Below are 20,017 nucleotides of genomic sequence, written 5' to 3'. Positions count from 1 at the left end.
TCGTGCCGCTGGCCGAATACCACCGGCGCCGCTACGTCACGGCTACTGCACGGCGTCGATGAGCGCCGCCGCGGTGAACATCTCCACGCCGACCGTGATGGCGTGCTCGTCCACGTCGAAGTCGCCCTGGTGGAGGTCGCGGACCGTGCGCTCGCCGGGCGGGCGGACGCCGAGGCGGGCCATGGCGCCGGGCACGTGCTCCAGGTACCAGGAGAAGTCCTCGCCGCCCAGGCTCTGCTCGGTGCCCTCCACGGCGTCGGTGCCGCGCCGGGCGACCATGGCGGCCTGGAGCAGCTCGGTACTGGTGACCTCGTTGACGACCGGGGGGACGCCGCGGACGTAGGTGATCTCGGACTTGGCCCGGTACAGGTTCGCGATCTCGTCGATGGCGCCCATCACCAGGTCGGGCGCCTGCCGCCAGGCGTCGAGGTCGAGGCAGCGCACGGTCCCGGCGAGTTCGGCGTGCTGCGGGATGACGTTCGGCGCGTGGCCGGACTCGATGCGTCCCCAGGTCAGGGCGAGCCCGCTGCGGCTGTCCACGCGCCGGGCGACGAGCGCGGGCACGTCGGTGGCGACGCGGGCGGCGGCGGTGACCAGGTCGGTGGTGAGGTGCGGGCGGGCGGTGTGGCCGCCGGGGCCGTTCAGGGCGATTTCCATGCGGTCGCAGGCGGAGGTGATGGGGCCGACCCTGAGCCCGATCTTCCCGGCGTCCACCCTGGGGTCGCAGTGCACGGCCAGGATGCGGCGCACCCCGTCGAGCGCGCCGCCCTCGATGGCGTCGGCGGCGCCGCCGGGCAGCACCTCCTCGGCGGGCTGGAAGACCAGCCGTACGGGACGGGGCAGCAGCCCCTGCTCGTGCAGGGCGGCGAGGACGAGCCCGGTGCCGAGGACGACGGTGGTGTGCACGTCGTGGCCGCAGGCGTGGGCGCGGTCGGGCACCTGGGACCGGTAGGCGCATTCGGTCTTGGTGTCGGGGATGGGCAGGGCGTCGATGTCGGCCCGCAGGGCGAGCATGCGGGGCCCGCCGGACCACTGGCCCGAGTCGGTGCCGGTGCCGATGTCGCAGACGAGCCCGGTGCCGATGGGCAGCACGCGCGGCTTGAGACCGGCCCGCTCCAGCCGTTCCTTGATCGCGGCGGTGGTGCGGAACTCCTGGTTTCCCAGCTCGGGGTGCATGTGGAGGTCGCGGCGGAAGGCCACGAGCTCCGCGCGCAGCGCGTCCGGCAAGGTGCCGGGCAGCACGGATTCACCGGGAGTGCCGGCCTCGGTCTCTGGGGACATCAACACGTTCACCCTCTGAAGGGTAGGACGCCGGGGTAGTCAACTGCCCCTCGATCAACAAAATTTCAGCCCGTTAGGGGAAGAAAGTTGGCCGCTCGGCGCATGGCTCTCAACGGGGGTGGGTACGCTCACCCGTTTCCGGCCTCGGCACCCGGCGCTCCGTCCTTCCTGTTCACCTGCTCCCCTCACGCATACCACGTCACGGCTGAGCCACGCCGGAACCGTCCGTATGCCGAGCCGGCCGGCCGCTCCCGCGCCGGACGGGCTACCCCGTGCCCGCCACCGCCGACAGCCGGTGCACGTCCCGTGCCGAGCCGGTGACGCCGCTCAGGAATCCGCTGGCCCGCGGTGAGGCCGACTCGGTGAGCCAGGCGGGGTCGATGTCGCAGACGGCGACGCGGACCTCGGTGCCGGCCAGGGCCAGCGGAAGGGTGTGGACGACGGTGGAGGGGAAGCTGAGGATGGTGCGGCCGATCGGGCCGCGGCGGGCGATCAGCTCCAGCGGGAGGTCGGGGCGGACGATCTGCAGGCCCGTCTCCACGGCCAGCCGGTGCAGCTTCACGGCGCCCTCGCGGCGGTGGGCGAAGTAGCGGGCCGCCCCGTGGGTCTTCGCCAGGGCGCGTACGGCGTCCACGTAGCGGTCGGCGTCGACGACGCCGGTCTCCACCAGGGAGGTGCCGACCATGTCGGCGCCCTTGGTGATGCGGGGCGGGCCGAAGCGGTCCCTGGTCCAGGCGAAGTCGTTGGCGGTGACGGCGACGCCGTCGGGGACGTCCTCGATGGGCATGGAGGAGAAGACCGACACCTGCCGGTCCGGGGCCGGGGTGAGGCGGTGGCGGGCGGACCGGGAGACCGGGGCGAAGAGCAGGTCCCGCGGGCCGGGGCGGCTGCCCTTGCGGTGCCAGCGGACCAGGCGTTCGCCGTGGGCCAGCTGGGTGACGAACTCCATCGTGGCCGTGCCGTCGTCGACGACGACGAGGTCGTGGGCGCGGGTGATGGTGAGGAGCAGTTGTACGTAGCGGGAGAACGGGTCGCCCATGACGATCCGGTCCGCCTGGCGCAGCGCGGTGGTCAGGCCGCCGACCGTGCGGAAGGGGGCCGTGGCGCCGCCGCGCGCCTCCTCCCAGCGGATCTCGTGGCCCTCCTTGCGGGCCAGTTCCGCCATGCGGCGCAGCTGGCCGCGGGTCATCGGGTCGACGGGTGAGAGGACCACGAGGGTGAGCTCCGCGCCGGGTGCGCGGGTGTGCGCCCACTCCAGCACGTTCAGCAGTTGTACCGGGCTCTCGACGAAGGCGAGAGTGCGGGGGCCGGCGTTCCCGGCGCGGGGGCTCATCGGTGGGGGACCGTCCCGTGGTGAGTGACTCGGTGGCCGGGGATCAGACGGTGACGGGCTCGCCCGCGGCGGCGGCGATCTCCGCCTCGGCGACGACGCCGGTGACGCGGCGCAGCTTCTTCATCGGGCCGAGCTCCGAGTCGTAGACCTTCTTGACGCCGTCGCCGAGGGAGGCCTCGATGGTGCGGATGTCGCGCACCAGGCGGGTCAGGCCCTGCGGCTCGACGGAGGCGGCCTGGTCGGAGCCCCACATGGCGCGGTCGAGGGTGATGTGGCGCTCGACGAAGGTGGCGCCGAGGGCGACGGCGGCCAGCGTGGTCTGCAGGCCGGTCTCGTGGCCGGAGTAGCCGATCGGGACGTTCGGGTACTCCTGCTGGAGGGTGTTGATGACGCGGAGGTTCAGCTCCTCGGCCTGCGCCGGGTACGTCGACGTGGCGTGGCACATGAGGATGTTGTCGCTGCCGAGGACCTCGACCGCGTGCCGGATCTGCTTCGGGGTGGACATGCCGGTGGAGAGGATGACCGTCTTGCCCGTGGCGCGCAGGGCGCGCAGCAGCTCGTCGTCGGTCAGGGAGGCGGAGGCGACCTTGTGGGCCGGGACGTCGAACTTCTCCAGGAAGGCGACGGCCTCGGTGTCCCACGGGGAGGCGAACCAGTCGATGTTCTTGGTCTTGCAGTACTCGTCGATCCGGCGGTACTCGTCCTCGCCGAACTCCACGCGGTGGCGGTAGTCGATGTACGTCATCCGGCCCCAGGGGGTGTCGCGCTCGATGTCCCACTGGTCGCGCGGGGTGCAGATCTCCGGGGTGCGCTTCTGGAACTTGACGGCGTCGCAGCCGGCCTCGGCGGCGGCGTCGATCAGCTTGAAGGCGTTCTCCAGCTCGCCGTTGTGGTTGATGCCGATCTCGCCGGTGACGTAGACGGGGCGGCCGGGACCGGCCTCGCGGGTGCCGAAGGTGCGGATGCGGGAGTTGGTGCTCATGGCAGGGGGTTCCTTACTTGGACTGGGTGAGCGTGGGGGTGGTTTCGAGAGCGGGGTCGAGGACGTCCAGGGACGGGCCGAGCAGCCAGGCCGCGATCTCCCGTACGGCGCCTTCGCCGCCGGGGACGGTGGTGACCGCGCGGGCCGCGCCGCGTACGGCGTCGTGGGCGCTCGCGACCGCGACGGGCCAGCCGACGAGGGCGAAGCACGGGAGGTCGTTGACGTCGTTGCCGACGTAGAGCACGCGTTCGGGCGCGATGCCCTGTTCCTCGCACCACTGCTTGAGGGCGAGGTCCTTGCGGTCGATGCCGTGCAGCACGGGGAGCTTGAGCTTGCGCGCGCGGGCGGCGACGACCGGGTTCACCTCCGTGGACAGGATCAGCATCGTCAGGCCGCTGCGGCGCAGGGCGGCGATGCCGAGTCCGTCGCCGCGGTGCACGGAGACGAACTCCCGTCCGTCGGAGTCGATCAGCACCCGGTCGTCGGTCTGGGTGCCGTCGAAGTCGAGGACCACGGCGTCGATGTCGGCCGCGGTCGGCAGGGCGCCGGGCCGGGCCGTGTCGAAGTGCGGGGCCAGGGCGCGGGCGCGGGCCAGGTCGTGCGGGTCGTCGATCTCCAGGACGCGGGCCGGGTCGGTGCGGACCAGTTCGGTGCGGCCGAAGAAGCGGTGCTGGTGCTTGCGGAAGCCGGGGGCGGCCATGGCGTAGGCGGCGCCGGTCTCCAGCAGGTCCTGGGGGCGGTCCTGGCGGCGGGGGCGGTACGACTTGTCGTGGTTGACGCCGTGGCCGCCGTCGGCCCCGCCCGGCTCGTCGGCGCCGTCCCGCCAGACGAAGCCGTGGAAGGGGGCGACGGTGACGGCGGTGTCCGCGCCGTCCTCGGCGACCGCGCCGGCCACCCCGTCGACGTCCTCGCGGGCCAGGAAGGGGCTGGTGCACTGGACGAGCAGCACCACGTCGACGGCGGCGCCGTGCAGGGCCTCGTGGGCGTCCATGGCGTGCAGCACGGCGGCCTCGGAGGTGGCCGTGTCCCCGGCGATGGCGGCGGGGCGCAGCACCACCTCGGCACCGGCCTCGCGGGCCGCGGCGGCGATGGCCTGGTCGTCGGTGGAGACGACGACGTCGGTCACGAGGCGGGCGGCCAGGCACTCGCGCACCGCGCGGACCACCAGCGGGACGCCGCCGACGGGGGCGAGGTTCTTCGCGGGCACTCCCTTGGAGCCGCCGCGGGCAGGGATCACTGCGAGCACCCGGCGCACCGAAGCGCCCGGGCTCGCTTGACTGTTGGGCATGGAAACTGCTCCTTGCGCAGGTGTCGGGGCCGGTCCGGGGGGCGGGGCCGTCACAGCTCCCCCATCCGGCGGATCACCGGGGCGACCCGCTGGACGCCGTGGCGGTAGGCGCCGCGGGCCGCGCGGCGGACGACCTGGCGGACCGGGCCGGGCGCGCGGTCGGCGGCCGGGGCGCCGGGCAGCGGCGTGCCGTCGGGGGCGAGGTGGTGGCGGGCGAGGATGCCGGGGAGGTAACCGGGGGCGGTGGCCAGGGTGTAGTAGGGGGCGAGGGGCGGCAGGCCGCCGGGCCGGACCAGCAGGGCGGCGATGCGGGCGCGGGCCTCGTCGAAGGCGGTCTCGTAGCCGCCGTCCGCCGCCACGCCCTGCCGGGCGACCCACTCGGGGTCGGGGGCCGGGCGGTGGCCCTCGTCGAGCTGGTCCCAGGAGGCGAGGCAGCCGGAGCCCACGAAGTGGTGGTTGCCGAGCGCCTCGCGCACCCCGAGGTCGCTGAGCACGACGGTGGGGATGCGGCGGTGCAGGGATTCCAGGGCCGCCGTGGAGCTGATGGTGACCAGGAGGTCGGTGCGGTCCAGGACCTCGCCCATGTGCCCGTAGACCAGGCGGAAGTTGGCCGGCGGGTCGGCCCGCTGGACCAGCTTCTGGTAGGGCAGTTCCTCGATGTGCGTGGTGTGTTCGCCGGGCCTGGAGCGCAGCTTGAGCAGCACCTCGCGCTCGGGGTGCAGCCGGGCGTGCCCGATCAGCCGTTCGAGGAGGTAGGTGCGGTCCCGGCGGCTGTCCGGCACGGAGGGCTGCACGGCGAAGACCACAGTGTAGGGGCGCTCGCCCCCGTCGCCCGGCTCACCGGCGTAGGCGGCTCCGCCCAGGAAGGGCAGGGCGACCTCGGTCACCGCGCCGGCGTCGGCGCCGACCCCCTCGTACACGGCGCGAAAACGCTCCGCGTCCTGGCGGGAGTTGGCGAGCACGAGGTCGGCGCCGTGGCGCAGCAGCAGGCCGTCGGCGAGCTTCTCGTAGACGACGCCGACGTATCCGGTGACGACCACGGGCCGTTCGGCGCGGTCCTGCCAGACGCGGCCGAGCCCGTGCAGCATCGCCTGGACCCCGCCGCCGACCAGGGCGAGGACGAGGACGTCGTAGGAGTCCTCGTCCCGCGCCTCGTCCATGGCGCGCAGGAACTCGACGGCGGTCACCTCGCGGAGCGAGTCCGCGCTGACGCCGACCTCCCGCAGCTGGCGGGCGGTGGGGGTGGCTCGGCCGCGCAGCAGGTAGCCGTCGAGGTGGATCTCCGTGTCCCCGGGGCGGACGCGGCTCGCGGTGAGCGCGCCCCATTTCCACCGGGTGTCGGAGTCCGCCAGGACAGCGACTCGCAGGGCCTTCGTTGCACTTGCTGGCACGCCGTAGACGCTAGGAAGCCATTTCTAGGAACCGCCCAACCGGAATCCAACAAAGGGTGAACAGCACATCGCCGAATGGGGAACCGGCCGGCCCGGGCCCCGGAAAAGCATCCGCTTCACCGCTTCGCCACGCCTCGTTCACCTCGTATCAAGCCACGGGTAAAGCCGCATGCCGGAGGGCCGCCTAACGTCCCTCACGTGCCAACTCTCTCCGTCATCGTGCCGTTCTACAACGTGCGGCAATACGCACCCGACACCCTGCGGAGTCTGCGCGCGAACGCGCGGGACGACTTCGAATTCATTCTCGTCGACGACTGCTCGACCGACGGGACCGCGGACATCCTCGCGCGCGCGGAGCACGAGCTGCCCGGCGCGGTCCTGGTCCGACATGAGCGCAACGGCGGCCTGGCGACCGCCCGCAACACCGGCATCGACCGGGCGCGCGGCCAGTACCTCACCTTCCTGGACGGCGACGACTGGCTGGCGCCCGGCCACTACGACCGGCTGGTCGCCACGATCGAGGGGCTGGGCTGCGACTTCGTGCGCACCGACCACGTCCAGTGCACGGCCCGGGCCCGCACCGTGTACCGGGTGCCGCACGGCCGCCGGGGCGTGGTCCTCAGTCCGCGGGACGCGATCCTGCCGGCCCACCGGTCCACGTCGGTCGACTACGCCTACGCCTGGGCCGGGATCTACCACCGGCGGCTGGTCGAGCGGGGCCTGCTGCACTTCACCGACGGGCTGCGCACGGCCGAGGACCGGCCGTGGATCTGGAAGCTGCACCGGGAGGCGGAGTCCTTCGCGGTGACCGGACTGCTCGGGGTCTTCTACCGGCGCGGCGTGGCGTCCTCCCTCACCCAGATCGGCGACGTCCGCCAGCTGGACTTCCTGCGCGCCTTCGACGAGGTGGTCGCGGGGGCGGCCGACGACCCCGACGCCGCGAACCTGCTCCCGAAGGCCGTGCGCACGTACTGCGCGATCATTTCCCACCATCTAGGTTCCATCGAAAGGTTCGAGCCTGCCGTGGCCCGGAAACTGAAGACGATGAGCGCCGCCGCGCTGCGGCGGATGCCGCAGGACGCGCTCGACCAGGTGCTCGGCTCGATGGACACCGAGCGCGCCACCCGGCTGCGGCGGCTGCGCCGGCGTGCGGTCGCGGGCTCGGGCACGGGCGCGGGGGTGGCCGCGTGAGCACGCAGATCTTCCTGGCGTCGACGCTGTACGGCACGGCCACGCTCGCCGCGGCCCTGGACGCGGGCTGCTTCGACGCGGCCGACCGGCGGATCCTGCTGGTCTCCAACAACGCGGCGACGCCCGAGACGACGCCCGCCGTGGACGAGATGCCCGGATTCGAGCAGCTGCGGTCGCGGTTCGACGATGTGGTGTCGTGGAACGAGACGATCTTCCCCTTCCATCCGGGCGGCTGGTCGCCGCGGGTGGACGACGCGCCGATGTGGGAGCGGTATCTGCGGCTGGCCTGGGGGCTCGGCGACGACGACGTGGAACTCGTCGTGGAGTCGATCCAGGTGCACCCGGCGCTGGGCGTGGCGCAGATCTTCACCGACGCGCCGCTGACCGTCTACGCGGACGGTCTGATGAGCTACGGGCCCACCCGCAACAAGCTCGACCCGCTGGTCGGCACGCGCGTGACGCGGCTGCTCCACCTCGACCTGGTGCCGGGGCTGACACCGCTGCTGCTCACCGAGTTCGGCGTGGCGCCGGAGATCGTGCCGACCCAGGCGTTCACCAAGGTGCTGGCCGAGCTGGCGGGCACCGGCGCCGGTCTGCCGGACGTCGAGGAACCGGCGCTGCTGCTCGGGCAGTACCTGTCGGCGCTGGGCATCCTCTCCGCCGAGGAGGAGGAGGCCCTGCACATGCGGATGCTGACGGGCGCCGTCGGGCTCGGCCACACCCGTGTGGTGTTCAAGCCGCATCCCACGGCCCCGGCGCGCTTCATCCGCTCCCTGGAGCAGGAGGCGGAGCGGCTCGGTGTCGACCTCACCGTGCTGGACACCCCGGTTCTGGCGGAGGTGCTGTACCAGCGGCTGCGCCCGGCGCTGGTCGTCGGCTGCTTCTCCACGGCCCTGCTCACCGCCTCCGCCCTGTACCGGCTGCCGGTCGCCCGGGTCGGCACCGACACCCTGCTGGACCGGCTGACGCCGTACGAGAACAGCAACCGCGTGCCCGTCACCATCGTCGACGCGCTGCTGCCCGGGCCGGACGACGCCGAGGCCGTCGCCGAGGGTCGTCCGGGTCTGGACACCGAGGCCCTGGCGGCGCTGGTGCGGGCGGTCGGTTTCGCGATGCAGTCCAAGATCCTGCCGGAGCTGCGGCCGGCCGCCGAGGAGTACCTGCGGAGCAGTCTCGACGCCGGCACCCGCCGGTACTTCAAGAAGCGGCGGCTCACGTCCTTGGGGCTGCCCGGCGGAATTCCGGAGCGGCTGGCATTCCTGCCGCGCAATGCCGCGGCACGCAGGGTCGTGCGCCGGGCGCGCAGTATTCGGCGGTCGGTCAAACGCTGAGGCAATTTCCGGTGTCGGGAACATGAACCTGGAATGTCTCGCCCGCTCCACGCCCGCTCCACCCCTTTCCGTTCATTTTCCCTTCACTCGTTGGACGCCATTTCCCGTGCGATGATCCTCACGGGAAATCTCCCCAGAAAAATCACAACTCTGTGCATCTGTGCACCGCAGATCCTTGGGACTGGGCTGGTCGTCTATGCGTATCGCCGTTTTCATCGAGAACCGCAACGGTGTCGGTCTCACCGCAGGGATCATGAACGCGCCGGGGGCACGGGAGCACACGTTCCTGCTGGTCACCGCGGACCTCGAAGGGGACGTGGGGCGGTGGATCGAGGAGGAGGCCTCGGCCCGGCTCGACGGGGCGCGGGTGGACAACCTGTTCCGGGAGGAGGAGGCGCTCGCGCACGCGCAGTTCCTGGAGGAGATAGCCCCCCGAATAGCGGACTTCGTGCGGACGGAGTCCGTCGACCGGCTGGTCCTCTTCAACGACCGTTCGCAGCGCGGCAGCAGGGTCGCCGAGGCCCTCACCGAGGCGCTGCCGGTGGTCCTGGTCCAGGACGGGCATCTCGACTTCCACTACAAGAGGCTCGGCCCCGGGCTCCGCGACCAGAACTGGTACTACGGGTCCTCGGGCCCCGCCGCCGTCTGCGTCTGGGGGCCTTCCACCGCCCAGCACCTGCTGTACCGCAGGGCGGACGACGACCCGGTCGTCCACATCACCGGCGCCCTCGGCCACAGCGACGACCCGGACCTGCTGCGCGCCACGCTCAATCCGGCGCCGCGGCCGGCGCGTTCCTCACGGGAGCCGTTGCGGATCATCGTCCTCGACCAGCCCCTGGGCGACCAGCGCAAACTGGCGGCGGGTCAGCACCGGGAGTACCTGCGGGCGGCCTGCGAGGCGCTCGCCGAGTTCGGCGAGGTGGCGGTCAAGCCGCACCCCTCGACCCTCTCCGGCCACCTGAACTGGCTGGGCACGCTGCCCGGGGTCACGGTCCTGGACGAGTCGACGCTGGTGGACGCGGCGGGCCTGGAGTCCTACGACCTGGCTCTGACGTTCTTCTCCACGACCTATCTGCAGACCCTGCGGGCCGGTGTCCCGCTGGTGCTGTTCAGCCCGCCGCCGCTGAACATCGTCTTCCCCGCCGTCAATCACGCACTGCTGCGCAACGTCGGCAGCGTGGGAGAACTCGTCGACGTGGTGGGCCAGTTGCACCGCACCGGCAAGTTCACCGGCAACAACACCGGTGAACCGCTGACCCACTTCCTCACCTTCCACGACGACGTGGCGGAGCGGATCCTCACGGTGGTCCGGGAGGCGAAGGTCCGGGCGCCGCGTGCCGCCCCGGACTCCGGCGCGGCCTCCCGCGCGCCGGCCGGCACCCGGGCCGAGCGGGCGCTGCGGGCGGTACGGGACCGGCAGCGGCCGCCCCGCTCGCTGGCCGTGCTGGGCCTGGGCTTCGGCTATGTCACCGGCGTGGCGATCCCGGTCCTGACGTACACCCAGGCGCTGCTCGCGCACTCCCCCGTGGACGTCCGCTACATCGACCTGAGCGCGTACTGCCGTACCGAGGACGTGCTCGACGCGCTGCGGGACATCGATGTGGTCCTCGTCAACAGCCTCGCTCCGCTGTGGCGTTCGGCCATCGGCAACGACCTCGTCGGCACGCTGCTCGCCGAGGACCGGGCGGTCTTCCTGTACGCGCACGAGACCGAGCACGTGATGGCCTACGAGGCCGAGCACAGCGCGCTGCGCCACAAGGAGATGCTGAAGCTCCTGCCGGAGCTCAGCGTGCTGTGCGTCTCCACCGCCCAGGCCGACATGTTCCGCGGGCTCGGCGTCACCGGTCCCGTCGTCGTCTACAACTCCGTTCCGCAGGACACCCACCGGGTCCGCGCCCGGGCCGTGCCGGGGGCGCTGCCGCGGATCGTGATGGTCGGCTCCATGCAGGACCGCAAGGGCCTGGACCTCTTCTCCCGGGTCGCGGAGCTCGCGCACGCCGAGGGCCTGCCGTGGCGGTTCGCGTGGGTCGGCCACCGCACCCCGCGGATCGCCTCGTCGACCCTGCTCTCCGACCGGGTGACGTGGACGGGCGCGCTGTCCCGGCCGCGGGTGCGGGAGGAGCTGGCCGCGTCGGACGTCTTCTTCCTCTCCTCCGTGGACGACCCGATGCCGCTGTCGGTGGTCGAGGCCGTCCAGCAGCGGCTGCGGGTGGTCACCTACCGGCGGGTCGGCTCCCACGAGGTGCTCGACGGGGTGCCGGGCTACCGCTCCTTCGCCGACTACACCCCCGAGGCGGCGTTCGAGGCCCTGCGGGCGGTACTCGGCGAGCAGGTCTCGGAGGACGACTACCGGGAGGTCGAGGAACTGTTCGCCATCCCCGCGTTCACCGCCCGGATGACGGCCGCCCTGGGACTTCCCGGGCCCGACCGGGTGCCGCACGGGCGGGACACCGCGCCCGAGGAGGACCTCGGGACGGCGGGCGGCGACGCCCCCGAAGAGCCGCGGGCGGTGATTCCCCAGCAGATCCGGCACCTCAACGAGGACTTCAAGCGCCACGTCGCCACGGGGAACGTCGAGGACGCCCTGCGGGTGGGCACCGAGATCCTGCGCCGCCGGCAGCCGGTGGACGTGCTGATCGGCATGGCCGAACTGCAGGCCGCCCGGGGCCGGACCAATGAGGCGTGCCGGCTGCTGGCCGCCGCGGCCATCGCCGGGGGCGACCGGGGCCGGGTGTGGTCGGAGATCGCCCGGGTGGCGGCCCTGCTCGGCCCGCGCGGCCGGGCCATCCGCCAGCTGGCCCGCAGGGAGTCGGTCAGGGCCCAGGTGACCCATCACTCGGCGCGGCTGCGCAAGGGGGACTGAGCGGCCGGCCGGCCGGCCGGTGCCGCGACGGCCGTCCCCTGCCGGACAGCCGGAGTTCCCCAGAAGTTCTCCCGATGGCCCGCTCGGCTGTTCTTCTCCCGGCCGTGCGCATGCCTAGCCTTGCCCCACCCCCACCCGTGTTCCTCGCACTCACGTTCAACTTCGTGACGGATTGAGGTCCTTGACGCATGAACAGCCGTTCCCTCCTTCGCGGTCCGGCGGCCCGGCGCCTGCTCCGCCCGGTCGCCGACCTGATCGACGAGCGCATAGCGCGGCAGGTCCGTTCGGCCGCCCGGCGGGCCGACGCCCAGGGGGCACCGAGCGGCCCGGACACCGAGCGGCTGGTGCGGGACGTCGAGGTGCTCAAGCGCCGGCAGCTCACCTTCGCGCTGCTCTGCGGCCCCCGTGGCCGCGGCATCTCGCGCATGGTGGCCGAGGCTCCGCTGGAACGTCTGTACGCCGAGGTCACGGCCCTGTCCGGGGACCGCGACGCGGCGGTGCGCAACGTCTGTGCCGCCTTCCGGCTGCTGGTCGCGCTGGAGTCGCTGGGCGTCGGCCGGATCGCGGGCGGCACCATGAACATCTGCGGCAAGCTCGGCACCATCCCGCTGCTCGACCCGCCGAACGACGAGGTCCTGGAGATCGGCACGCTGTACGGCATGTTCTCCGCCGGGCTCGTGCGGATGCTGGAGCGCGACGGCCGCGGCCCGAGCCTGACCATCGTGGACCCGTTCGCCGGTGTCCAGCTCCAGCCCGGCACCGAGCAGCGCCCCGACCCCACCGGGACCCCGGTCGACGAGCATGCCGTACGCACCAATCTGGGCCTGGCCGGCCCGGCGGGCGCGGCGGCGCGCATCCAGCGCGGCTACTCCGAGGACCCGGGGACCCGGGCCGCCGTCTCGGACCGCCGCTACGGAGTGATCGTCGTGGACGGGGACCACTCGGCCAAGGGCGTCGCCCAGGACCTGGAGTGGGCCGAGGAGATCTCCGCGCCGGGCGGGATCGTCGTCCTGGACGACTACGGCGACCCCCACTGGCCGGGCATCAAGGCCGCCCTGGACGACCACCTGAAGGGCGAGACCCGCTTCACCTACCTGGGCAAGGCCGCGCACTCCGCGTACCTGCGGGCGTCCTGACCACCGATGAACGACCGGACAGCGGTCGAAGGAGTAGTACGAGCGTGACCAAGACGGTCGTGAGCACGTCCATACCGCGGCCGGAGGAGAGCGTCTCCCCTCCGGCCCCGTCCGGTCCGGCACCGGCGCCGCCCAGGTCCACGAAGGGGCGGCTGCGCGCCCTGGACGGACTGCGGCTGGTGGCCGCGCTGATGGTGGCGGCGTACCACTACGGCGGGCGCGGCGGTGACGTGACCACGGCCTGGGGGTCGTCGCCGAAGTTCCAGTTCCCGACCCTGCACTCGCTGTTCGCGTACGGCTGCCTGGGTGTGCAGGTGTTCTTCGTGATCAGTGGCTTCGTCATCTGCATGAGCGGGTGGGGGCGGTCGCTGCGCTCCTTCTTCGCCTCGCGCGCCTCCCGGCTGCTGCCCGCCTACTGGGTGGCGGTCGTGCTCGTGACGGCCGTGTTCGCCCTGCCGGTCGTCGCCTACGAGGCGGTCTCGCCGAGCGAGGGGCTGCTGAACCTGACGCTGCTGCACCAGCCGCTGGGCGCCCATCGGGTCCTGGGCGTGGACTGGACGCTGTGGGCGGAGATCCGCTTCTACGCCCTGTTCGCCCTCTGTGTCGTCCTGCCGGGCGCGAGCCGGCGGCGGGTCATCCTCTTCTGCGCCTGCTGGACGCTGGCAGCGGCGATCGCGCAGGCGGCCGAGGAGCCGCTGCTCGACCTGGTCCTGATGCCGCAGTACGCGCCGTTCTTCATCGGCGGCATCGGCCTGTACCTGGTGTACCGGGACCGGCGGGACGCGTACGCGTGGGGCATCGTCGCCGTGAGCTGGCTGATCGGCCAGTACTTCGCCGTGCAGGACCTGTGGCGCCCGCCCTCCCCGGACGCCTTCGCCAACCGGTCGTCGTTCGGCATCATCCTGATCGTCACGCTGGGCTTCGCCCTGGTCGCCGTCATCGCGCTCGGCTGGCTGAGCTGGGCCGACTGGCGCTGGCTGACGGTCGCGGGCGCGCTGACCTACCCCTTCTACCTCGTCCACGAGCATCTGGGCTGGGTCGTCATCGAGGCGCTCCACCAGGATCTGGGCGTCCCGTCGTACGCCACCTTCCTGCTGACGGTCGCGGCGATGCTCGTGCTGGCCTGGCTGCTGAACCGGTACGTCGAGAACACGCTGACCCCCCGGCTGCGGAACGCGCTGTCCCGGACACATTGAGCGATACGTGCGATTTTCTGACCGTCGTATCGCGCGTGCCCCCTCCATTTCGGGTGCCGAGGGGGCATCCTCGCCTCATGGCCACTGCGCAAGAGACGCACGAGTACCCCGGTGAGCTGAACGACGTCCCCGGCTGGTTCTGGCCGCTCGACCAGGTGCTGTTCTCCTGGTTCCTGGAGCGGCAGGAGCGCCTGGACACCCGCGGCGACCTGCTGGAACTGGGCGCCTACCTGGGCAAGAGCGCGATCCTGCTCGGGCACCGGCTGCGGGACGGCGAGACGCTCACCGTCTGCGACCTGTTCGGCGCCGAGCCGCCGGACGCGGCCAACCGGGCGGAGGCGGCGAAGTCGTACTCCTCGCTCACCCGCCAGGCCTTCGAACGCAACTACCTCTCCTTCCACGAGGCCCTGCCGAGGATCATCCAGGCGCCCAGTTCCGCGGTCGTCGACGAGGTCGCGCCGGGCACCTGCCGCTTCGTCCACATCGACGCCTCGCACCTGTACGAGCACGTCGAGGGCGACATCGGCGCGGCCAGGTCGCTGCTGGGGCCCGACGGCATCGTCGTCCTGGACGACTTCCGCAGCGAGCACACCCCGGGCGTCGCCGTCGCGGCCTGGGAGGCGGTGCTCAACCGAGGGCTGCGCCCGGTCTGCCTGAGCAGCCAGAAGCTGTACGGCACCTGGGGCGACCCGGAGCCCGTGCAGGAGGAGCTGCTCGCGGCGCTGCGCGGGCGCGACGACATCGCCGTGACCGTGGAGCGGGCCGCCGGGCAGCGACTGGTGCGGACCCGCGCCCGGGGCAAGCGGCTGCGGCCGCCCTCGCTGCCGTCCTCGCGGCACCCCGCGGCCGCCCCGGAGCCCGGCGCGGAGTCCGCTGCGGCGCCCGACGCGGCGCCCCACGCGGGCCGGCCGGACGCCGCGCCGGTGCCGGGGCAGGCCGCGCAGGCGCGTCCGGCGGTCCGTGCGGCCCGGCCGCCGCTCTCCCGGGACCGCACCCGGCGGCTCGCCCTGGACCTGCTGCCGCCGCTCGTCACGCGTGCGGTGCGCCGCTACCGGGCGGCGCGGCGGGCGAAGGCGAGCCGGGCGGCGGGGGCGTCTCAGTCGAGGCCGTAGGTGGCCGCGATGCCTTCGACGACCAGGGCCAGCGACTCCTCGAAGTGCCGGTCGAAGTCCATGAAGATCTCCGCGCCCGCCGCGGCCGTCAGCGGGTAGTCGGCCAGCAGACGGGCGCGCTCGTCCACGTCGAAGCCCTCCCGGCGCTCGCCGGGCAGCGGCTCGACGCCCTGTTCCTCGGTGACGAAGCCGAGCGTGAACAGGTACGTCGTGGTGGCCGCCCTGACCCCCTGCGCGAGGGTCAGCCCGGTGGCAATGAACAGCCGCAGGGTCTCCTCCATCTGCTCGGCGTGCACCGCGCCGGTGAAGCGTGAGCCGCTGAACACCCTGGCGCCGTCGCGGTAGCCGAGCAGGGCCGTACGCAGGCCGCGGTTGGCCTTGAGCAGCCGCTCCCGCCAGGTGTCGGCCGGGTCCAGGGGGGTCCCGGCGACCATCCGCCGGTACATCTCGGTGGCCATCTCGTCGAGCAGGGCCTGCTTGTCCTTGAAGTGCCAGTAGAGGGCGGGCGCCTTGACGTCCAGCTCCCTGGCGATGGTGCGCAGGGTCAGGCCGTCGAGACCGACCTCGTTCAGCAGCTTCAGCGCCGTGTCCGCGACCCGTCGGCGGTCGAGGGGGGCTCGTCGTTCCGTACTCACACTTGACAGCTTAACGGCGTTAAGGCCATCCTCGTACCCGAACGGCACTTAACATCGTTAAGGAGAATCGTCGTGAATGTCATGGACAAGAGCGCCGTGGACACGGATGTCCTGATCGTCGGCGCGGGCCCCACCGGTCTCGCCCTCGGTGTCGACCTGGCCCGGCGCGGGGTGCCCGCGCTGGTCCTGGAGCGCGCGGAAGGGCTGTTCCCCGGCTCCCGGGGCAAGGGCCTGCAGCCCCGCACGCTGGAGGTCTTCGACGACCTCGGCGTGCTGGACGCGATCCGCGCGGTGGGCGGCCCCTACCCGGTCGGCATGGTCTGGCAGGACGGCGAGCGGCTCGGCGAGCACCACATGTTCGACCCGGCGGAGGCGAGCGAGGACTCGCCGTACAACGCACCCTGCATGGTGCCGCAGTGGCGCACCCAGGAGATCCTCGCGGCGCGGCTGGCCGAACTGGGCGGCGAGATCGCCTTCGGCCGGGAGGTCACCGGTCTCACGCAGGACGCGGACACCGTCACCGCGCACCTCGCCTCGGGCGGGACGGTCCGCGCCCGCTACCTGGTCGCCGGGGACGGCGGCCGGTCGGTCGTGCGCCGCACGCTGGGCATCGACATGACCGGCGAGACCGTCGACCCGAACCCGACGCTGGTCGCGGACGTGCGGATCGCCGGCCTGGACCGCGACAACTGGCACATCTTCCCGCCCCGCGACGGCGCCGACTTCCTCGCCGTCTGCCCGCTGGCCGGCACCGAGGACTTCCAGGTGACCGCGCGGTTCCCGGAGGACGCGGACGTGGACCTCTCCCCGGACGGCGTCCGCAAGGTGATCGAGGAGCGCTCGCACATCGCCGCCGAGGACGTGACCGAGGTGCGCTGGGCCTCCGACTTCCGGCCGCGGGCCGCCCTGGCCGACCGGTTCCGCTCGGGCCGGGTCTTCCTCGCCGGGGACGCGGCGCACGTGCACTCGCCCGCGGGCGGCCAGGGCCTGAACACCAGCGTCCAGGACGCCTACAACCTGGGCTGGAAACTGGGCGCCGTGCTGGCGGGCGAGGCCCCGGCCGCGCTCCTGGACAGCTACGAGGAGGAACGGCGCCCGATCGCCGCGCAGATGCTCGACCTGTCGACCGGCGTCCACCGCGGCGAGGTGCGGCGCGGCGGCGCGACCCGGCAGCTGGGACTGGGGTACCGGGAGTCGTCGCTGACCGCGGAGACGCGGGGCGCCGTCGGCGAGGGCGCGGTGCGGGCCGGGGACCGCGCGCCCGACGGGACGGTGGACGGCGTACGGCTCTTCGACGCCTTCCGGGGGCCGCACTGGACGCTGCTGGCGCTGGGCACCGAGGCGCCCGGCGGCGGCCCGGGGGCCGTGCGCGTGGTGCGCGGGGGCGCGCACGGGGCGTACGGGACGGGACTGTTCCTCGTGCGGCCGGACGGATACGTGGGCTGGTCCGGGGACACGCCGGAGGGCCTGCGCGGGTACCTGGCCCGGTTCGGGCTGGGCGCCTGAGGCCCGAGCGGGGTCCGTCCGGGTCGGTCGTCGCCGTCGAGGAGGGCGTCGACGGGCAGGACCCTAGAAGGCGTCCGACGGGACGTACGTCCCCCAGACCTCCCGCAGCGCGTTGCACACCTCGCCGACCGTCGCCCGGGCCCGCAGCGCGTCCTTCATCGGGTACAGGACGTTGTCCTCGCCCTCGGCCGCCTTCTTCAGGGCCGCCAGTGCCGAGTCCACCGCCGGCTGGTCGCGCTCCGCGCGGAGCGCGGCCAGGCGGTCGGCCTGCTGGGCCTCGATGGCCGGGTCGACACGGAGGGGCTCGTAGGGCTCCTCCTCGTCGAGCTGGAAGCGGTTGACGCCGACCACGACCCGCTCGCCGGAGTCGGTCTCCTGGGCGATGCGGTAGGCGGAGCGCTCGATCTCGCTCTTCTGGAAGCCGTGCTCGATGGCGTTGACCGCGCCGCCGAGGTCCTCGACCTTGCGCATCAGCTCCAGGGCCGCCGCCTCGACGTCGTCGGTCATCCGCTCGACGACGTAGGAACCGGCGAAGGGGTCGACGGTCGCCGTCACGTCCGTCTCGTAGGCGAGCACCTGCTGGGTGCGCAGGGCGAGGCGGGCCGACTTGTCGGTCGGCAGCGCGATGGCCTCGTCGAAGGAGTTGGTGTGCAGCGACTGCGTGCCGCCGAGGACCGCGCCCAGGCCCTGCACGGCGACGCGCACCAGGTTCACCTCGGGCTGCTGTGCGGTCAGCTGCACGCCCGCGGTCTGGGTGTGGAAGCGCAGCATCAGCGACTTGGGGTTCTTCGCGCCGAACTCCTCCCGCATCACCCGGGCCCAGATCCGGCGGGCCGCGCGGAACTTGGCGACCTCCTCCAGGATCGTCGTACGGGCCACGAAGAAGAAGGAGAGGCGGGGCGCGAAGTCGTCCACGTCCATGCCGGCCGCGACCGCGGTGCGCACGTACTCGATGCCGTCCGCGAGGGTGAAGGCGATCTCCTGCGCGGGCGAGGCACCGGCCTCGGCCATGTGGTAGCCGGAGATCGAGATGGTGTTCCACTTCGGGATCTCGGCCCGGCAGTACTTGAAGATGTCCGCGATCAGCCGCAGCGACGGCTTCGGCGGGAAGATGTACGTCCCGCGCGCGATGTACTCCTTCAGCACGTCGTTCTGGATCGTGCCTGTGAGCTGGTCGGCGCTCACGCCCTGCTCCTCGGCGACGAGTTGGTAGAGCAGGAGCAGCAGCGAGGCCGGGGCGTTGATCGTCATCGACGTGGAGACCTTGTCCAGCGGGATCCCGCCGAACAGCACCCGCATGTCGTCGATGGAGTCGATGGCGACGCCGACCTTGCCGACCTCGCCGCTCGCGATCGGCGCGTCGGAGTCGTGGCCCATCTGGGTGGGCAGGTCGAAGGCGACCGACAGGCCCATGGTGCCGTTGGCGATCAGCTGCTTGTAGCGGGCGTTGGACTCCGTGGCCGTGCCGAAACCGGCGTACTGGCGCATCGTCCACGGCCGGCCGGTGTACATCGACGGGTAGACGCCCCGGGTGAACGGGTACTTCCCGGGCTCGCCCAGCTTCTCGGCCGCCTCCCAGTCCGCCAGGGCGTCGGGCCCGTAGACCGGTTCGATGGGCAGCCCGGACTCGGACTCGCGCGTCATGGTGTGATGCCTCCCGCTGAGTACATGTTCGTACCGCTCGGACTACCCGTCAGTTGCTCGCCGATACCGTCCGGCACTTCGACGGACTGTATCCGCGCGCGTGCACCCGGTGGAGAGGCCCACGCTGGGACCTTCCTCACAACCTCGGTGCGGTCCCGGTCACAACGATGCCGTGCCGTTCGCGGCGCGTCATCCGCGGGAACAACTCAGGGGACGTCGGTGCAGGACCGTGAGACGGCGGGGGGCCGTGATGCGTATGACGGGTATGGGGAGCACGGGACGGGTGGCAGCCGTCGCGCTGGGGGCCGTACTGGTGGCGGCCGGCTGCACCGTGCAGGGCACGGGGGCCGAAGGCAAGGGCCGCGCGCCGGTGCGCATGGAGGTCACCGGCCACCCGCCGACAAGCACACCGAAAAGCACGCCGAAGAGCACGCCGTCCCGGGACCGGCACCGGCCGTCGAGTGCGCCGCCGGCCGCTCCGGAGACGGCCAGGGTGCTGTGGAAGCGGGGCGACACCGGCCGGGACGTCCGCGAGCTGCAGGCCCGGCTGCGCCAGGTGGAGTGGCTCGTGGACGGGCCGACCGGGACGTACGACGACCTGACCGAGCGCGCGGTCAGCGGCTTCCAGGGCAAGCGCGGGCTGCCGCGGACCGGACGGACGGACTCCGTCACCTGGCAGCGGCTGCTCGGGATGTCCCACGAGCCGGGCAGGTGGGAGCTGTACCTGATGGGCGGTCAGCCCGCCGCCGCGCCCGACCCGCGCTGCACGAGCGGCCGGGTGCTGTGCGTCAGCAAGTCGAGCCGCACCCTGCGCTGGATGATCGACGGGCGGACCGTGTCCACGATGTCCGTGCGCTTCGGCTCGCAGTACACCCCGACCCGGGAGGGCGTCTTCCAGGTCTACTGGAAGAGCCGCCACCACGTCTCGACGCTCTACGACTCGGCCATGCCGTACGCCATGTTCTTCAGCGGCGGCCAGGCCGTGCACTACTCCTCCGACTTCGCGGCCCGCGGTTACGCGGGTGCCTCGCACGGCTGCGTCAACGTGCGGGACGAGGCGGCGATCGCGGATCTGTACGCGCAGGTGAAGACCGGCGACAAGGTCGTCGTGTACTGGTGAGGCGGTGC

Annotated in this window: 15 protein-coding genes; 8 read left to right on the top strand and 7 right to left on the bottom strand. The window is 72.6% G+C overall.

The window, feature by feature from the left end; translation table 11 throughout:
* Positions 1-42: 42 nt before the first annotated feature.
* The 5 genes from ACH4D3_RS17100 to ACH4D3_RS17080 form a co-directional block, all read right to left on the bottom strand.
* The gene (locus ACH4D3_RS17100) at positions 43-1,281 is read right to left on the bottom strand and encodes a M20 family metallopeptidase (protein ID WP_398322630.1); all 1,239 of its coding nucleotides are present in this window, start codon (positions 1,279-1,281) and stop codon (positions 43-45) included.
* Between the two features lie 265 nt (positions 1,282-1,546).
* Entirely contained in the window at positions 1,547-2,614 is a 1,068-nt protein-coding gene (locus tag ACH4D3_RS17095; protein WP_398322627.1) for a hypothetical protein, read from the bottom strand.
* A 43-nt stretch (positions 2,615-2,657) separates the two neighbouring features.
* Complete coding sequence (locus ACH4D3_RS17090) at positions 2,658-3,596, bottom strand: N-acetylneuraminate synthase family protein (protein ID WP_398322624.1); 939 nt, start codon at positions 3,594-3,596, stop codon at positions 2,658-2,660.
* 13 nt (positions 3,597-3,609) lie between these two features.
* A complete protein-coding gene (locus tag ACH4D3_RS17085; protein ID WP_398322621.1) occupies positions 3,610-4,884 on the bottom strand; it encodes a cytidylyltransferase domain-containing protein in 1,275 nt (424 codons plus the stop codon).
* Between the two features lie 50 nt (positions 4,885-4,934).
* Positions 4,935-6,275 (bottom strand): DUF6716 putative glycosyltransferase, encoded by a 1,341-nt coding sequence (locus tag ACH4D3_RS17080; protein WP_398322618.1) that lies wholly within the window; start codon positions 6,273-6,275, stop codon positions 4,935-4,937.
* Positions 6,276-6,473: 198 nt separating this feature from the next.
* Here ACH4D3_RS17080 and ACH4D3_RS17075 point away from each other — a divergent pair, with 198 nt between their 5' ends.
* The 6 genes from ACH4D3_RS17075 to ACH4D3_RS17050 all read left to right on the top strand — a co-directional run bounded on the left by ACH4D3_RS17075 (position 6,474) and on the right by ACH4D3_RS17050 (position 15,104).
* Positions 6,474-7,466 (top strand): glycosyltransferase family 2 protein, encoded by a 993-nt coding sequence (locus ACH4D3_RS17075; RefSeq protein ID WP_398322616.1) that lies wholly within the window; start codon positions 6,474-6,476, stop codon positions 7,464-7,466.
* Positions 7,463-8,797, top strand: coding sequence for a polysialyltransferase family glycosyltransferase (locus tag ACH4D3_RS17070; RefSeq protein WP_398322614.1), 1,335 nt, complete (start codon positions 7,463-7,465; stop codon positions 8,795-8,797). Before ACH4D3_RS17075 ends, ACH4D3_RS17070 begins: the two co-directional genes overlap by 4 nt.
* Before the next feature lie 196 nt (positions 8,798-8,993).
* Positions 8,994-11,660: a glycosyltransferase family 4 protein gene (locus ACH4D3_RS17065; RefSeq protein ID WP_398322611.1), complete on the top strand. Its 2,667-nt coding sequence runs from the start codon at positions 8,994-8,996 to the stop codon at positions 11,658-11,660.
* Positions 11,661-11,848: 188 nt separating this feature from the next.
* The gene (locus ACH4D3_RS17060; protein ID WP_398322608.1) at positions 11,849-12,796 is read left to right on the top strand and encodes a class I SAM-dependent methyltransferase; all 948 of its coding nucleotides are present in this window, start codon (positions 11,849-11,851) and stop codon (positions 12,794-12,796) included.
* A gap of 44 nt (positions 12,797-12,840) precedes the next feature.
* A complete protein-coding gene (locus ACH4D3_RS17055; RefSeq protein ID WP_398322605.1) occupies positions 12,841-13,992 on the top strand; it encodes an acyltransferase family protein in 1,152 nt (383 codons plus the stop codon).
* 77 nt (positions 13,993-14,069) lie between these two features.
* On the top strand, positions 14,070-15,104 hold the full coding sequence (locus ACH4D3_RS17050) for a class I SAM-dependent methyltransferase (protein ID WP_398322601.1): 1,035 nt from the start codon (positions 14,070-14,072) through the stop codon (positions 15,102-15,104).
* On the opposite strand, the gene ACH4D3_RS17045 is transcribed toward ACH4D3_RS17050, so the two are convergent.
* On the bottom strand, positions 15,089-15,739 hold the full coding sequence (locus ACH4D3_RS17045; protein ID WP_398322598.1) for a TetR/AcrR family transcriptional regulator: 651 nt from the start codon (positions 15,737-15,739) through the stop codon (positions 15,089-15,091). The genes ACH4D3_RS17050 and ACH4D3_RS17045 overlap by 16 nt on opposite strands.
* A 96-nt stretch (positions 15,740-15,835) precedes the next feature.
* Here ACH4D3_RS17045 and ACH4D3_RS17040 point away from each other — a divergent pair, with 96 nt between their 5' ends.
* Entirely contained in the window at positions 15,836-17,245 is a 1,410-nt protein-coding gene (locus ACH4D3_RS17040; RefSeq protein WP_398322773.1) for an FAD-dependent oxidoreductase, read from the top strand.
* A 63-nt stretch (positions 17,246-17,308) separates the two neighbouring features.
* Here the strand turns inward: ACH4D3_RS17040 and ACH4D3_RS17035 are convergent, their stop codons facing one another.
* Positions 17,309-18,889 (bottom strand): methylmalonyl-CoA mutase, encoded by a 1,581-nt coding sequence (locus ACH4D3_RS17035; RefSeq protein WP_398322596.1) that lies wholly within the window; start codon positions 18,887-18,889, stop codon positions 17,309-17,311.
* Positions 18,890-19,139: 250 nt separating this feature from the next.
* Here ACH4D3_RS17035 and ACH4D3_RS17030 point away from each other — a divergent pair, with 250 nt between their 5' ends.
* Entirely contained in the window at positions 19,140-20,009 is an 870-nt protein-coding gene (locus tag ACH4D3_RS17030) for a L,D-transpeptidase family protein (protein WP_398322593.1), read from the top strand.
* Positions 20,010-20,017: the final 8 nt, after the last annotated feature.

The organism is Streptomyces sp. NPDC018026 (genome assembly GCF_044327745.1).
GTDB lineage: Bacteria > Actinomycetota > Actinomycetes > Streptomycetales > Streptomycetaceae > Streptomyces > Streptomyces rubrogriseus.
Note: the sequence above shows the minus strand (reverse complement) of the source record. Positions and strands in the feature narration are given on the sequence as shown.